This window comes from Pseudomonas sp. LBUM1649 (assembly GCF_059716155.1).
In genome coordinates, this window is record NZ_CP166807.1 from 4515162 (window position 1) to 4529561 (window position 14400).

Consider the following 14400-nt stretch of genomic DNA (forward strand, 5'->3'; position numbering starts at 1 on the left):
CTCGCGAATGGCCGCGCCGCGGTCAACCTGATGCAAATAATCACAAGAACAAAAAAGATCCGAGGTGTTGCATGTCCGAGCTCTCCCAAGCACGCATCCCCGACGCACCCGCCATTCAGCGTTTGCCCCTTTTGCAACTGATCCTGGTCGGTCTGCAACATGTTCTGCTGATGTACGGGGGCGCTATCGCGGTGCCGCTGATCATCGGACAGGCCGCTGGCCTGAATCGTGAAGAAATCGCCTTCCTGATCAACGCCGACCTGCTGGTCGCCGGCATCGCCACCATCGTGCAATCGCTGGGCATCGGCCCCATGGGCATCCGTATGCCGGTGATGATGGGCGCCAGTTTCGCCGCCGTTGGCAGCATGGTCGCCATGGCCGGCATGCCGGGTATCGGCCTGCAGGGGATTTTCGGCGCGACCATCGCCGCCGGGTTCTTCGGCATGCTCATCGCGCCGTTCATGTCCAAGGTCGTGCGCTTCTTCCCGCCTCTGGTGACCGGCACGGTCATCACCTCGATCGGTTTGTCGCTGTTCCCCGTGGCCGTGAACTGGGCCGGCGGCGGTGCCGAAGCCGCGCAATTCGGTTCGCCGATCTACCTGACCATCGCCGCATTGGTGCTGGGCACCATCCTGTTGGTGCACCGTTTCATGCGCGGCTTCTGGGTCAATATTTCCGTGCTGATCGGCATGTGCCTGGGCTACGTGCTCTGCGGCGTGCTCGGCATGGTCGACCTTAGCGGCATGGCCCAGGCGCCATGGCTGCAATTCGTCACCCCGCTGCATTTCGGCATGCCGAAATTCGAGCTCGCGCCGATCCTTTCGATGTGCCTGGTGGTGGTGATCATCTTCGTCGAGTCCACCGGGATGTTCCTCGCGCTGGGCAAGATCACCGGCCAGGAAGTCTGCCCACGGATGCTGCGTCGCGGCTTGCTGTGCGATGCCGGCGCCTCGTTCTTCGCCGGTTTCTTCAACACCTTCACCCACTCCTCCTTCGCGCAGAACATCGGCCTTGTGCAGATGACCGGCGTGCGTTGCCGCTCAGTCACCATCGTTGCCGGTGGTTTGCTGATCGTGCTGAGCCTGCTGCCCAAAGCCGCGTTCCTCGTGGCCTCGATTCCACCGGCGGTGCTGGGGGGCGCGGCGATCGCGATGTTCGGCATGGTCGCCGCCACCGGGATCAAGATTCTGCAGGAAGCCGACATCGGTGACCGGCGCAATCAGTTGCTGGTGGCGGTGAGCATCGGCATGGGCCTGATCCCGGTGGTACGCCCGGAGTTTTTCGCCCACCTGCCCCTGTGGATGAGCCCGATCACCCACAGCGGTATCGCCATGGCCACGCTCAGCGCCCTGACATTGAACCTGCTGTTCAACATCCTCGGCGGCGCCGAACGCGCGGCCATCAACGACTGCCACGTCCACTAAGACAGAAACGCACACTCCCCCTGTAGGAGCGAGCATGCTCGCGATGGTCGCTAACGATAACGCGTATTTGTTGGATAAACGCGGCGCACTCTAGTCCATCGCGAGCATGCTCGCTCCTACAGGGGGCAGGGGTTTCCTGCGCCTTGAAAATAAAAACAAGAGGGAGCAACAGATGATTCGAACACAGACAAACATGCTGTTGGGTGCGGGTCTCCTGGCCGCGAGCCAAGCCATGGCCAGCGATTTACTGCTCTGGCAAACCAACAGCCTGAGCTATCTGTACGGCAAGGATTTCGCGGTCAACCCGTCGATCCAGCAGACGGTGACATTCGAGCACGCCGATCGCTGGAAATACGGCGACAACTTCCTGTTCGTCGACAGCACCTACTACAACGGCGAGCAAGACCGGAACAAAGGCGTACACGCCTACTACGGCGAGTTCAGCCCGCGCCTCTCGTTCGGCAAAATCCTCGACCGCCGTTTCGAGTTCGGACCGATCAAGGACGTGTTGCTGGCCATGACCTACGAGAATGGCGAAGACGACAGCGAGGCCTACCTGATCGGCCCCGGTTTCGACCTCGCGGTACCGGGCTTCAACTTTTTCACCTTGAACTTTTATTATCGCCAGACCGAAGGCTCGCGTCCCGGCGATGATGTCTGGCAGATCTCGCCGGCCTGGTCCTACACCGTGCCACTGGGTAATTCGAGCCTGTTGATCGACGGCTACCTCGACTGGGTCGTCGACAACGACCAGAACTCGCGCGGCACCTATCACGCCAACCTGCACTTCAACCCGCAGATCAAATATGACCTGGGTAAAACCCTTGGCTGGCGGGAGAAACAGGTGTACGTCGGCGTCGAGTACAGCTATTGGAAAGACAAGTACGGCATCGAAAACAACGCCAACCTCGATACCCACGAAAGCACCACCAGCCTGCTGGTGAAGGTGCATTTCTAAGATGACCCGCAACCGTGCCCCAAACCTGTCGTCGGTGCGCTGTTGCGGAGCACTTGAGACCTGGCCGAGGAGTCAGTATTCTCCGCGGCCGCCTGAATCCGCTTTAAAAAAAAGCCCGGATTTAATTCCTGACCAGAAAGCCAACTTATCCCGGCTCTGGACGGTACCAAGGCATCCCCAAACCACTCTCAATCGACTGCTCAAGAGCCGCCGAGCGGGAGTTTTTTTGTTTTTCGAAAGCCTTGGCGCAGCTCTTGCTAACAGCACAAAGCTGACCGAATGGATGATTTTTTGAAGCTACAGAAAAAGGCGCCACACCAGAGCGTCGACCTTAAAAAAATAACGTGAAACCACTACTTTTTGGGAGCAACCGAATGAAACGTACGTGCACTAGCCTGATGCTGGCGGGATCGTTGCTGGCGGGGGGTCAGGCCATGGCCGGCGACTTGCTGCAATGGCAGAACAACAGCCTGACCTACCTGTATGGCAAGGACTTCCAGGTCAACCCGCGCATTCAGCAGACGGTGACCTTCGAACACGCCGACGGCTGGAAATACGGCGACAACTTCTTCTTCATCGACAAAATCTTCTACAACGGCAAGGAAGACGCCTTCGCGGGTGAGAACACTCACTACGGCGAATTCAGCCCGCGCTTGTCGTTCAACAAGATTTTCGACCAGAAGCTGGAGTTCGGCCCGATCAAGGACGTGCTGCTGGCCATGACCTATGAGTTCGGCGAGGACGACACCGAGTCGTACCTGATCGGTCCGGGTTTCGACCTGGCCATCCCAGGCTTCGACTACTTCCAGTTGAACTTCTACAACCGTCACACCGAAGGCGACCGTCCGGGCGACGATGTCTGGCAGATCACTCCAGCCTGGTCCTACACCATCCCGGTGGGTGACTCGGACGTACTGATCGACGGCTTCATGGACTGGGTTGTCGACAACGACGTGAACGACAAAGGCGAATATCACGCCAACCTGCACTTCAATCCGCAGGTCAAATACGACCTGGGCAAGGCGCTGAACCTGGGCGCCAAGCAGTTGTACGTCGGTGTTGAGTATGACTACTGGAAAAACAAGTACGGTATCGAAGACAGCCAGGGCTTCAAGACGGATCAGAGCGTGACCAGCTTCCTGGTCAAGGTTCACTTCTGATCCTGCGGCGTCTGTAAGACCGCCATCGCGGGCAAGCCTTGCTCCTACAGGATTTGTGTCGTTCGCCGCTTATGTGAACGACACAAATCCTGTAGGAGCAAAGCTTGCTCGCGATTGCCGCACCGCCGATCTCAAGCCGAAACCACCGGCCGCGCCAACCCGAGAAACCGGCAAAGCTCCTCGCGCTTGGCCAACGCATCCCGCCGCCCCAAATCAATCAACTCACTGCAATACCCCGCCTCGAACAGCAGATAACTCAACACCCCTGCCCCGCTGGTCTTGGTCGCCCCCGGCCCACGCAAAAACAGACGCAGCGCCGCCGGCAATTCCTGGCGATGGCGTGCGGCAATCTCGTCGATCGGTTGACTCGGTGAAATCACCAACACCTCCACCGGCGCCACGCCGAGCACGCGGGTCGGTGTGCCATCGGGCATGAGGTGGCTGAACTGATTCAAACGCTGCAGCAACTCGATGTCACTTTCCAGGCTGTCAATGAACGTACTGTTGAGCATGTGCCCACCGATCTGCGCCAGGGTGGGTTGTTGCCCGGAATAGGCGCGTTGCAGCGATTGCTCGGGATCGACGCCGCGCGGGTTGCCGCTGACACCCACCACCAGCACTCGACTGGCGCCAAGGTGCAACGACGGGCTGATGGGTGCCGATTGGCGCACCGCGCCATCGCCGAAATACTCTTCGCCGATTTTCACCGGAGCGAACAGCAGCGGAATGGCCGAACTGGCGAGCAAATGGTCAACGGACAATTGTGTGGGAATGCCGATCCGCCGATGGCGCAACCAGGCGTCGATGGTGCCGCCGCCCTGATAGAACGTGACGGCCTGGCCGGACTCATAGCCGAACGCTGTGACGGCTACTGCGTGTAACTGCCTTTGTGCGATGGCTTCGGCGATGCCGTGCATCTGTAATTTGTCGTCGAGCAACTCGCGCAACGGCGAGCTGTTGAGCAACGCCACCGGGACCTGCGCGCCAAGGCCCAGCAGGCTGTGACTGACAAACCGAGTGGCCTGGCTGATCACGCCCGGCCAGTCGCTGCGCAATACCAGATGACTGCGAAAGCCCTGCCAGAACGCGGTCAGACGCTCGATGGCCGCGCGAAAATCCATCGCCCCGCTGGCCAGGCTGACCGCATTGATAGCCCCGGCGGAGGTTCCGACAATCACCGGAAAAGGATTGTCCGCGCCCAGTGGCAGCAACTCGGCAATCGCCGCCAGCACGCCCACCTGATAGGCCGCCCGAGCCCCGCCGCCGGAAAGAATCAACCCTGTGACCGGTTCAGCAGGACTCATACTCTACGCTCCATGCTGCTTGATGGGATTTCATTGCTCCAACCTCTTCCCCTGTAGGAGCGAGCACGCTCGCGATGGTCGTCAACGATAACGCGGGGTGCCGGATACCCCGCGGCGCCCTCGGGTTTTTCGCGAGCGTGCTCGCTCCTACAGGGATCGGCCGTTCAGCCGCGTTTTGCGTACAGCTTCGGTTCACCGGGTGGACGGCTCTTGAAGCGGCGATGAGCCCAGAGGTACTGCTCTGGACAATCACGCAAGACACCTTCGATCCACTGGTTGATGCGCAAGCAGTCGGCTTCCTCGGTTTCACCGGGGAACCCTTCGAGCGGTGCGTGGATCACCAGGCGATAGCCACTGCCGTCGGCCAGGCGTTCCTGGGTGAACGGAACCACCAGCGCCTTGCCCAGCCGCGCGAATTTGCTGGTGGCGGTGACGGTGGCGGCCTGTATGCCGAACAACGGCACGAAGATGCTTTGCTTGGCGCCATAATCCTGGTCCGGCGCGTACCAGATCGCACGGCCGGCCCGCAGCAACTTGAGCATGCCGCGCACGTCCTCGCGCTCCACTGCGAGCGAATCCAGGTTGTGCCGCTCGCGACCGCGACGCTGCACATAGTCGAACAACGGATTCTTGTGTTCGCGGTACATGCCGTCGATGGTGTGCTGCTGGCCGAGCAGCGCCGCACCGATTTCCAGCGTGGTGAAGTGGACGGCCATCAGGATGACGCCCTTGCCCTCATGCTGGGCGTTTTTCAGGTGCTCCAGGCCCTCAATATGGGCCAGTTTCGCCAGCCGCTCGCGCGACCACCACCAGCTCATCGCCATTTCGAAGAAGGCGATACCGGTGGAAGCGAAGTTTTCCTTGAGCAGACGCTTGCGCTCGGCAGCGGATTTTTCCGGGAAGCACAGCTCGAGATTGCGCTTGGCAATGCGCCGCCGGTCGGCCGCGGCCCGATACATCAAGGCACCCAGGACCCGACCGATCCACAGCAATACAGGGTACGGCAGCTGGACAATCAGCCATAACAGCCCCAGGCCGCACCAGAGCGGCCAGAAACGTGGCATCAGAAAAGTTGTTCGAAAACGCGGGCGATCCATTAAAGGTTCCGAAAAGACGATGGCCGCGCATTCTACATCGTTCGACCCGGCTTGCGGCTCGCGTGCGTTCTCGTTATAAGTCTGGGCACTTTTAGTGACAAGTCGTTGTATGCCGACCATGAGCCAAACCGAACCGCTAGACCAAGATCCCGTGTTCCAGTTGAAGGGCAGCATGCTGGCCATAACGGTGCTGGAACTGGCCCGTAATGACCTTGAAGGTCTCGATCGGCAACTGGCCGCCAAGGTCGCCCAGGCGCCGAACTTCTTCAGTAACGCGCCGCTGGTCCTGGCCCTGGACAAACTCCCGGCCAACGGCGGCGCCGTCGATCTGCCCGGCCTGATGCGCATCTGCCGCCAGCATGGCCTGCGTACCCTGGCTATCCGCGCCAGCCGCATCGAAGACATCGCAGCCGCCATCGCGGTCGACCTGCCGGTACTGCCACCGTCCGGAGCCCGTGAGCGGGCGCTGGACCTGAACGAAGGCGTCGTTGCGAAAAAGCCGGAGAAGCCGGAAAAACCAGCGGAACCGAGCATCAAACCGACGAAAATCATCACCTCGCCAGTACGCGGTGGCCAGCAGATTTATGCCCAGGGCAGCGATCTGGTGGTGATCTCCTCGGTCAGCCCGGGGGCGGAACTTCTCGCCGATGGAAACATCCATGTATACGGCCCGATGCGCGGACGTGTGCTGGCGGGCGTCAAAGGCGACAAGAAGGCGCGGATTTTCTGCCAGCAAATGAGCGCTGAACTAATCTCCATCGCCGGTCATTACAAGGTTTCCGAAGATCTGCGCCGCGACCCGTTGTGGGGCTCGGGCGTCCAGGTCAGCCTGTCAGGCGACGTGTTGAACATCATTCGGCTTTAACGGATACTGCCGCATTTTCCAAACATCTCTAAAACGTAGCGAAAACGGCTCAAACGAAGTAGGAAAAAGGCTACAAGCAGTGTTTACCGGGGGTAAACGCCGTCTGCGGCCAAATTCCAGCCAAGGCTGTCCAACTGCTGTAGTTTTTCAAGAGATGTTTTTCAGGGGCTAAAAGTCCTTTTTCCTTAGGGGTGAAACACCTTGGCCAAGATTCTCGTGGTTACATCCGGCAAGGGTGGTGTGGGTAAGACCACCACCAGCGCCGCTATCGGTACCGGCCTCGCTCTGCGCGGTCACAAAACAGTCATCGTCGACTTCGACGTCGGTTTGCGTAACCTCGATCTGATCATGGGTTGCGAGCGCCGCGTGGTGTACGACTTCGTCAACGTGGTCAACGGCGAAGCCAACCTGCAACAGGCCCTGATCAAAGACAAGCGCCTGGAAAACCTCTACGTACTGGCGGCCAGCCAGACCCGTGACAAAGACGCGCTGACGGTCGAAGGCGTGGAAAAAGTCCTGATGCAACTCAAGGAAGACTTCGAGTTCGTGGTCTGCGACTCCCCGGCGGGTATCGAAAAAGGCGCCCACCTGGCCATGTACTTCGCTGACGAAGCGATCGTTGTGACCAACCCGGAAGTATCCTCGGTGCGTGACTCCGACCGCATGCTCGGCCTGCTGGCCAGCAAGTCCCGTCGCGCCGAGCGCGGGGAAGACCCGATCAAGGAACACCTGCTGATTACCCGTTACCATCCAGAGCGTGTGAGCAAGGGCGAAATGCTCGGCGTCGAAGACGTCAAGGAGATCCTCTCGGTGGCCCTGCTCGGCGTGATCCCTGAATCCCAGGCGGTGCTCAAGGCATCCAACCAGGGCGTTCCGGTGATTCTCGACGACCAGAGCGATGCCGGCCAGGCCTACAGCGACACCGTGGACCGCCTGTTGGGCAAAACCGTGGAACATCGTTTCCTCGATGTACAGAAGAAGGGATTCTTCGAGCGCCTGTTTGGAGGCAACTAAGCAATGAACCTTTTTGACTTCTTTCGTGCCAACAAAAAGCAAAGCACCGCGTCGGTAGCGAAAGAGCGTCTACAGATCATCGTGGCGCACGAACGCGGCCAACGCAGTACCCCGGATTACCTGCCGGCCTTGCAGAAGGAACTGGTCGAGGTGATTCGCAAGTACGTCAATATCGGGTCCGATGACGTGCACGTCGCACTGGAAAGCCAGGGCAGCTGCTCGATTCTGGAACTCAATATCACCCTGCCAGATCGCTGAGTCGATCCGGCTGGAACCACGGCGGTTCAGGCCTGCAGGCCTGAACCGCCGTTGGCGTTTGTAACGAGGCTGTTTGATGCCGCTGTCCAATATCCACATCATCCATGAGGACGCCGCTGTCCTGGTGGTGAACAAACCCACCCTGTTGCTCTCCGTGCCCGGCCGGGCCGACGACAACAAGGACTGCCTGATTACCCGCCTGCAGGAAAACGGCTACCCGGAAGCGCGAATCGTCCATCGACTGGATTGGGAAACCTCCGGCATCATCCTGCTGGCCCGCGATGCCGACACTCACCGCGAACTGTCCAGGCAATTTCACGACCGCGAAACCGAAAAAGCCTACACCGCATTGTGCTGGGGCCAGCCGGGGCTCGACAGTGGCAGCATCGACTTGCCGCTGCGCTACGACCCTCCGACCAAGCCACGCCACGTGGTGGACCATGAATTCGGCAAACACGCCCTGACCTTCTGGCGCGTGCTGGAACGCTGTGGCGACTGGTGTCGGGTCGAACTCACGCCGATCACCGGACGCTCGCACCAATTGCGCGTGCACATGCTGTCGATCGGTCATCCACTGCTGGGCGACGGACTCTACGCCCATGAGCAAGCCCTGGCCGCCTGGCCGCGACTCTGCCTGCATGCAAGCATGCTCAGCTTCACTCACCCACAAAGCGGTCAGCGACTGCGCTTCGAGTGCCCTGCGCCTTTTTGAGTGAATGACTATCGAAGCTCATTGAAAACGCCCCCCCTCTGAAGGTAATGCTGTTCACATAAGCATGGGGTTGTATATAAGAACTGAATTGGGGGGATATCCATTGCTGCGGTAACGGCCACTTAGGGTTTCGCCCTTACGGCCATCCCTTTCAAGGTCTTTGTTAAAATCCTCCAAAAACTCCGGTCAGGAAGACGAGACGATGTGGGCAGAGGTTTTAGCGCGGTTCGAGAAAAAAGCACCGGCCAGTGTCATGGCCAAATTGGTGTTGGAGCAGGCCATTGCAGCTGAGTGGGTCGATCAGGTGTTCGAAGAACACCGTCAACGCCAGTACCCGCGTGAGCTTTTGTTTTCGACCATCGTTGAGCTGATGTCCCTTGTTTCACTGGGGTTGCGGCCTTCGCTGCATGCCGCTGCACGGCAGATGGATGATCTGCCCGTCAGCTTGGCGGCGCTTTACGACAAGGTCAGCCGCACAGAGCCCGCGCTGCTGCGCGCCTTGGTGAGCGGCAGTGCGCAGCGCCTGACTCCGACGATTGAGGAGTTGGGCTGTTCTGCCATTTTGCCCGGCTGGCAACTGCGGGTCGTTGACGGCAACCACCTGCCTTCCAGTGAAAAACGTCTGGGTGCTTTGCGCCGTGAACGAGGTGCCGCCCGGCCTGGTTTTTCGGTCGTGGTTTACGACCCTGATCTGGACCAGGTCGTCGATCTCCAACCCTGTGAAGATGCTTATGCCAGTGAGCGCGTCGGTGTGCTGCCGTTGCTGGAAAACGCCAGTGCGGGCCAGTTGTGGATGGCGGATCGACTCTACTGCACGCTCCCGGTCATGGAGGCCTGTGAAGACGCCGGGGCTGCATTCATTGTTCGTGAGCCGAGTAAGCATCCGCGCCTGCTTCAGGAAGGCGACTGGCAGGAACCTGTCGCGGTCGCGACGGGAAGCGTGCGTGAGCAAATCATCGAAGTGAAAGGTGGACGTCAGTGGCGGCGTGTCGAGCTGAACCTGCAAAAAGCTACCGAATCAGGCGACACCACGTTGTTGTTCTGGAGCAACTTGCCTGAGACCATCAGCGCTGAGCAAATAGCCGACTTGTACCGTCGTCGCTGGAGTATCGAAGGGATGTTCCAACGCCTGGAATCGGTGCTGGACAGTGAAATCGCAACCTTGAGCAACCCCAAGGCGGCCCTGCTCGGGTTTGCTTCGGCGGTGTTGGCCTACAACGTGTTGTCAGTGCTTAAGCGCAGCGTTGAGCAGGCTCATCGCCAAACGCAGCCAGAGGGATGGGAGGCTTCGATCTTCCACCTGACCGTGCAAGTGCGTAGCGGTTATGAGGGCATGCAGATCGCGTTGCCTTCAGATTACTTATCACTTCAATCGACCTCAGAAACTCCGGCACAGCGCCTGTTGGCGCTGGCCAGGAATATCAAACCCAAACAGGTCGCCAAAAGCATACGTGGCCCAAAGGTGCCCAAGCCCAAGGAGTGGCTTGAAGGTAAGGCAGTGCATGCCCATGTGTCGACGGATCGGGTGCTCAAGGCCGCAAAAGTCAAAAGACCTTGAAAGGGATGGCCCTTACGGCGAGTCCCTTTTTCAAACGCCTGTACGGACCGGACACATGGTTGACGGGTGTGCGGGGACATGGTGGACACTTTTCGGCGAGCCAACTTCGCCGGAAAACCATCATGCCCTGGGACACGAGAGATACCATGAGCCTGAAAGAAGAGTTTGTTGCCTTAGCACGGCAACCCGGCGCCCTGCCGGTTTACCCACTGCGCAATGCCTGCGTTCGGCCATCGTGGTTTAACGGGGCGCCCAAATCTAAAGCCAAAGCGAGGCGGCCTGACAGCCGACCTGACTTTTGCGGCTGTACCTGATGGGATCGTTCCCACGCTCCGCGTGGGAATGCCGCCAGGGACGCTCCGCGTTCCGCTGACGACGCATGACGTGAGCCATGCGCAATGGTGACGCGGAGCGTCACAGGATGCATTCCCACGCAGAGCGTGGGAACGATCACAACAGCGCACCTGCATTGCCCCAGGCCAATACGGTAAACTTGCGTTTCTGTTGCCTGGAGCTACTTATGCGCGAAGCGCTGTCCCCCCTAGAGAAAACACCGCACCAGTTGCTCTACCTCATCTATGGCAACCAGGATGTTTACCGGCGCGAAGCCAAATTCAGCATGCTCACCGCCCTGGCACAGCTCAAACGGGGTGAGTCGCTGTGCATCAGGGTCATGACCGATCGCCCAGAGGATTATGCTGGCTGGCCGGTCGACACCGTCGCCCTGAGCGAGCAGACCATGGCCCAATGGCAGGGCGAAAACGGCTATCACCACCGACGCAAGGCCTGCGCCATTGCCCAAGGGCTGACGCTTGCGCACAAGACGCTGTTCGTCGACACCGATACGCTGTTTCTGGAATCGCCGCATCGCGTTTTCGAACGGATCGAGCCCGGGCGCTATGTCATGGACCGTTTCGAGTACGACTGGAGCTACGTCTGCGAACGTCCGGACTACGTCAAGCTTGGCCGCTGCCTGCAAGCCCATGGCATCTCGTCCAACAACAGTTTCAAGCTGTATAACAGCGGGCTGTGCGGTGTCACAGACGGTGATACGCCGTTACTCGAAGAATCGATCCGCCTGATCGATGAATGGACCCAAGGCTCGTTCGACATCCATACCATCGAGCAAATCGCCCTGTCGTTCGCGATGCGCAACCAACCCGTTCAGGAAGCGAAGAAATTCATTTATCACTACTTCGCTGAAAAACGCTTCTTCCATGCCATGCAGAAGCATTTTTTCACCCGTCATGGCGAGCAGTTCCGTCCCGAGCTGCCGGCCCTGTGCACAGAAGTCCCACGCTGCAAACCCGTGCCTTCACCCTGGCAGCGCCTGCGCATCAAGTGGAAACTGCGCAATAAGCACAAGAGCATGAAAAAGGTCGGTCGTGACCTGCTGTATGGAAGCGCGGCGCCTGAACATCCGTATTACGAAGTGTGCCGCCATGAATGGTGGGAGTCCGCTTCCCGAGAAATCCTGCGTTGGGATGAAGACAAACAGAAGAGGTTCTTCGGCACGGAAAAGGGGCACTGGCCAAAACATCTGCCCCGGCCGGCAAGGTCCTCCGACGAACAAACCATCATTGCTTACCTGCGCGAGCGGATGACACATTGACCCCCTGGCGCACGATACCGGCCCGGCGCTGAAAGCTCTTGTCCAATGCGTCGGGCCAATACGTTAAACTGGCGCCATTGCTGTCTGGAGCTACTTATGCGCGAAGAGTTGAACCAAGGCCTGATCGATTTCCTCAAGGCCTCCCCTACCCCGTTCCATGCCACCGCCAGCCTTGTTCAGCGACTGGAAGCGGCGGGCTTCCAACGCCTGGATGAACGCGAGCCATGGAACACCGAGGCCAATGGTCGCTACTACGTCACCCGCAACGACTCGTCGATCGTCGCGATCAAGATGGGCCGGCACTCGCCGCTGCACGGCGGCATTCGCCTGGTCGGGGCCCACACCGACAGCCCGTGCCTGCGGGTCAAGCCTCAGCCGGAATTGCAACGCCAGGGTTTCTGGCAGTTGGGCGTCGAAGTCTATGGCGGCGCCCTGTTGGCCCCCTGGTTCGACCGCGACCTGTCCCTGGCCGGCCGCGTCACCTTCCGTCGTGATGGCAAGGTCGAGAGCCAGCTGATCGACTTCAAGGCGCCGATCGCGATCATCCCCAACCTGGCCATTCACCTCAATCGTGAAGCCAACATGGGCTGGGCAATCAACGCCCAGACCGAGCTGCCACCGGTACTTGCGCAATTCGCCGGTGACGAGCGCGTGGATTTCCGCGCCGTGCTCACCGACCAGCTTGCCCGCGAACACGGCCTGAACGCCGATGTGGTGCTGGATTACGAACTGAGCTTCTACGACACCCAAGGCGCGGCCGTCATCGGCCTGCATGGGGATTTCATCGCCGGCGCGCGCCTGGACAACCTGCTGTCATGCTATGCCGGCCTGCAAGCGCTACTGACCACCGACACCGACGAAACCTGCGTCCTGGTCTGCAATGACCACGAGGAAGTCGGTTCGTGTTCGGCCTGTGGCGCCGACGGTCCGATGCTGGAGCAGACGCTGCGTCGCCTGCTGCCAGAAGGTGATGAATTCGTGCGCACCATTCAGAAATCCCTGCTGGTTTCGGCCGACAACGCCCATGGCGTGCACCCCAACTACGCCGACAAGCACGATGCCAATCACGGCCCAAAACTCAACGCCGGCCCCGTGATCAAGGTCAACAGCAACCAGCGCTACGCCACCAACAGCGAAACCGCCGGGTTCTTCCGTCACCTGTGCATGGCCGAAGAAGTGCCGGTCCAGAGCTTCGTGGTGCGCAGCGACATGGGTTGCGGGTCAACCATCGGCCCAATCACCGCCAGCCACCTGGGTGTACGTACCGTGGACATCGGCCTGCCGACCTTCGCCATGCATTCGATCCGCGAACTGTGCGGCAGCCATGACCTGGCGCATCTGGTCAAGGTGCTCAGCGCGTTCTACGCCTGTCGCGAGCTGCCGTAGGCCCGCATTTATCTGTATTTGTAGGAGCGAGCTTGCTCGCGATGGTCGTCAACGATGACGAGGGGAGCCTGACACCCCGTGGAGCTCTCAGGTTCATCGCGAGCATGCTCGCTCCTACAGACAGCACCCTGCAAAAAGCCACCTAGACTTTAACTATCCCTTTTGACAAGGCAGTCGCAATGATCACGATGTCTTCGTTCCACGCCATGCTGATCCCTATTCTTATCGGGATGATCATGCTGGCAGTCGGTTTCAATTTTCGCGACAAGAACGCGGGTGTGCTCGCCATGTGGCTCGGCATGTTGTTGATCCTGGCCACGGTGATCTTCAAGATCCTCGCCAAACTCAACGAATAAATCCCTAGCCCGGCTCGCATTGGTTTTGACGGGCTCGTACACTCGGTCGATCTGCCCATTTCGAGGTTGACCGTCTAGTGTTCGCTCGTCTATTCGCCCTGCCGTGCCTTTTCCTTATCTGCCTGGTGACGCTGATGCCATCAGCACCTGCCAAGGCCATCGGGCTGCCGAGCCTGCTTGGCAGCCTCGGCAAAAACCCTGCCGCAACACCCCAGGGCCTTGGACATGCTGCTTTTCGCCCTGCGCAAGCTGGGGCCGTGGCTGATTGCCCTGGTCATCACTGTCTACATGAGTTACGCCCTGCCGTCGTCACTAGGTAAAAGCCTGGCCATGGTGCACGACGACTACGTGGACGTCGGCGGCATCGTCCACACCATTCCGTTCAGCGAAATCAAGAGCATCAAGAATTACTCCCAGGAATTTGGCTACGCGATCTTCCGGGTCGCGGTGCCTGCCGCACCGATCCGCTGCAACGGCGCAATATCTGGTCGCCCCTGGAATTTCAGGGCGTGGAAAGTTTCGAGTCCGGCAATGCGATTCTGCGGGCCCGGTTCAAGACCGCTCCGATCAAGCAATGGGAAGTGTCACGGGCGTTCAACCTGTCGCTCAAACGGCATCTGGATGAAGCCGGGCTGGAACTGGCGACACCGCGCATGAGCATTCAGGTGGTAACGGCGGGCGGGGTGTAGGAGCGAG

The 14400-nt window shown here is 59.6% G+C and carries 14 protein-coding genes and 2 pseudogenes; 14 read left to right on the top strand and 2 right to left on the bottom strand.

The window, feature by feature from the left end; translation table 11 throughout:
• The first annotated feature begins 71 nt into the window (after positions 1-71).
• The 4 genes from ACA058_RS20890 to ACA058_RS20905 all read left to right on the top strand — a co-directional run bounded on the left by ACA058_RS20890 (position 72) and on the right by ACA058_RS20905 (position 3542).
• Positions 72-1424, top strand: coding sequence for a nucleobase:cation symporter-2 family protein (locus tag ACA058_RS20890; RefSeq protein ID WP_497635722.1), 1353 nt, complete (start codon positions 72-74; stop codon positions 1422-1424).
• A gap of 172 nt (positions 1425-1596) precedes the next feature.
• Complete coding sequence (locus tag ACA058_RS20895; protein WP_497635723.1) at positions 1597-2382, top strand: outer membrane protein OmpK; 786 nt, start codon at positions 1597-1599, stop codon at positions 2380-2382.
• A 1-nt stretch (position 2383) separates the two neighbouring features.
• The gene (locus ACA058_RS20900) at positions 2384-2677 is read left to right on the top strand and encodes a hypothetical protein (RefSeq protein ID WP_497635724.1); all 294 of its coding nucleotides are present in this window, start codon (positions 2384-2386) and stop codon (positions 2675-2677) included.
• A gap of 79 nt (positions 2678-2756) precedes the next feature.
• Positions 2757-3542 carry an outer membrane protein OmpK gene (locus ACA058_RS20905; RefSeq protein WP_497635725.1) on the top strand — a complete coding sequence of 262 codons (786 nt, stop codon included), beginning with the start codon at positions 2757-2759 and terminating at the stop codon, positions 3540-3542.
• A gap of 131 nt (positions 3543-3673) precedes the next feature.
• Here ACA058_RS20905 and ACA058_RS20910 read toward each other — a convergent pair whose 3' ends face one another.
• Both ACA058_RS20910 and ACA058_RS20915 read right to left on the bottom strand, forming a co-directional pair.
• Positions 3674-4846, bottom strand: coding sequence for a patatin-like phospholipase family protein (locus ACA058_RS20910; RefSeq protein ID WP_497635726.1), 1173 nt, complete (start codon positions 4844-4846; stop codon positions 3674-3676).
• Between the two features lie 164 nt (positions 4847-5010).
• Positions 5011-5943, bottom strand: coding sequence for a lipid A biosynthesis lauroyl acyltransferase (locus tag ACA058_RS20915; protein ID WP_497635727.1), 933 nt, complete (start codon positions 5941-5943; stop codon positions 5011-5013).
• A 118-nt stretch (positions 5944-6061) separates the two neighbouring features.
• Here ACA058_RS20915 and minC point away from each other — a divergent pair, with 118 nt between their 5' ends.
• The 10 genes and pseudogenes from minC to ACA058_RS20965 form a co-directional block, all read left to right on the top strand.
• On the top strand, positions 6062-6808 hold the full coding sequence (gene minC / locus ACA058_RS20920; RefSeq protein ID WP_497635728.1) for a septum site-determining protein MinC: 747 nt from the start codon (positions 6062-6064) through the stop codon (positions 6806-6808).
• A gap of 201 nt (positions 6809-7009) precedes the next feature.
• Positions 7010-7822 carry a septum site-determining protein MinD gene (gene minD / locus ACA058_RS20925; RefSeq protein ID WP_008056976.1) on the top strand — a complete coding sequence of 271 codons (813 nt, stop codon included), beginning with the start codon at positions 7010-7012 and terminating at the stop codon, positions 7820-7822.
• A 3-nt stretch (positions 7823-7825) separates the two neighbouring features.
• A complete protein-coding gene (minE, locus tag ACA058_RS20930; protein WP_007974947.1) occupies positions 7826-8080 on the top strand; it encodes a cell division topological specificity factor MinE in 255 nt (84 codons plus the stop codon).
• 76 nt (positions 8081-8156) lie between these two features.
• On the top strand, positions 8157-8792 hold the full coding sequence (locus ACA058_RS20935) for an RluA family pseudouridine synthase (RefSeq protein WP_497635729.1): 636 nt from the start codon (positions 8157-8159) through the stop codon (positions 8790-8792).
• A gap of 253 nt (positions 8793-9045) precedes the next feature.
• Positions 9046-10350 carry an IS4 family transposase gene (locus ACA058_RS20940; protein WP_497639904.1) on the top strand — a complete coding sequence of 435 codons (1305 nt, stop codon included), beginning with the start codon at positions 9046-9048 and terminating at the stop codon, positions 10348-10350.
• A 520-nt stretch (positions 10351-10870) separates the two neighbouring features.
• Positions 10871-11962, top strand: a complete 1092-nt coding sequence (locus tag ACA058_RS20945; protein WP_497635730.1) for a hypothetical protein — start codon at positions 10871-10873, stop codon at positions 11960-11962.
• 96 nt (positions 11963-12058) lie between these two features.
• Positions 12059-13348 carry a M18 family aminopeptidase gene (locus ACA058_RS20950; RefSeq protein ID WP_497635731.1) on the top strand — a complete coding sequence of 430 codons (1290 nt, stop codon included), beginning with the start codon at positions 12059-12061 and terminating at the stop codon, positions 13346-13348.
• Between the two features lie 179 nt (positions 13349-13527).
• The gene (locus ACA058_RS20955; protein WP_008056983.1) at positions 13528-13704 is read left to right on the top strand and encodes a hypothetical protein; all 177 of its coding nucleotides are present in this window, start codon (positions 13528-13530) and stop codon (positions 13702-13704) included.
• Between the two features lie 25 nt (positions 13705-13729).
• Positions 13730-14040 (top strand): annotated as a pseudogene (locus ACA058_RS20960) (mechanosensitive ion channel family protein); the annotation flags it as partial.
• Between the two features lie 15 nt (positions 14041-14055).
• Positions 14056-14393: pseudogene (locus ACA058_RS20965) on the top strand (mechanosensitive ion channel family protein); the annotation flags it as partial.
• Positions 14394-14400 lie beyond the last annotated feature (7 nt).

What these genes read in the sequence shown, in the direction of transcription:
- ACA058_RS20890 (WP_497635722.1), top strand. Translation starts at nt 72, where the DNA reads ATGTCCGAGCTCTCCCAAGCACGCATCCCCGACGCACCCGCCATTCAG.
- ACA058_RS20895 (WP_497635723.1), top strand. Translation starts at nt 1,597, where the DNA reads ATGATTCGAACACAGACAAACATGCTGTTGGGTGCGGGTCTCCTGGCC.
- ACA058_RS20900 (WP_497635724.1), top strand. Translation starts at nt 2,384, where the DNA reads ATGACCCGCAACCGTGCCCCAAACCTGTCGTCGGTGCGCTGTTGCGGA.
- ACA058_RS20905 (WP_497635725.1), top strand. Translation starts at nt 2,757, where the DNA reads ATGAAACGTACGTGCACTAGCCTGATGCTGGCGGGATCGTTGCTGGCG.
- ACA058_RS20910 (WP_497635726.1), bottom strand. Translation starts at nt 4,846, where the DNA reads ATGAGTCCTGCTGAACCGGTCACAGGGTTGATTCTTTCCGGCGGCGGG.
- ACA058_RS20915 (WP_497635727.1), bottom strand. Translation starts at nt 5,943, where the DNA reads ATGGATCGCCCGCGTTTTCGAACAACTTTTCTGATGCCACGTTTCTGG.
- minC (WP_497635728.1), top strand. Translation starts at nt 6,062, where the DNA reads ATGAGCCAAACCGAACCGCTAGACCAAGATCCCGTGTTCCAGTTGAAG.
- minE (WP_007974947.1), top strand. Translation starts at nt 7,826, where the DNA reads ATGAACCTTTTTGACTTCTTTCGTGCCAACAAAAAGCAAAGCACCGCG.
- ACA058_RS20935 (WP_497635729.1), top strand. Translation starts at nt 8,157, where the DNA reads ATGCCGCTGTCCAATATCCACATCATCCATGAGGACGCCGCTGTCCTG.
- ACA058_RS20940 (WP_497639904.1), top strand. Translation starts at nt 9,046, where the DNA reads ATGGCCAAATTGGTGTTGGAGCAGGCCATTGCAGCTGAGTGGGTCGAT.
- ACA058_RS20945 (WP_497635730.1), top strand. Translation starts at nt 10,871, where the DNA reads ATGCGCGAAGCGCTGTCCCCCCTAGAGAAAACACCGCACCAGTTGCTC.
- ACA058_RS20950 (WP_497635731.1), top strand. Translation starts at nt 12,059, where the DNA reads ATGCGCGAAGAGTTGAACCAAGGCCTGATCGATTTCCTCAAGGCCTCC.
- ACA058_RS20955 (WP_008056983.1), top strand. Translation starts at nt 13,528, where the DNA reads ATGATCACGATGTCTTCGTTCCACGCCATGCTGATCCCTATTCTTATC.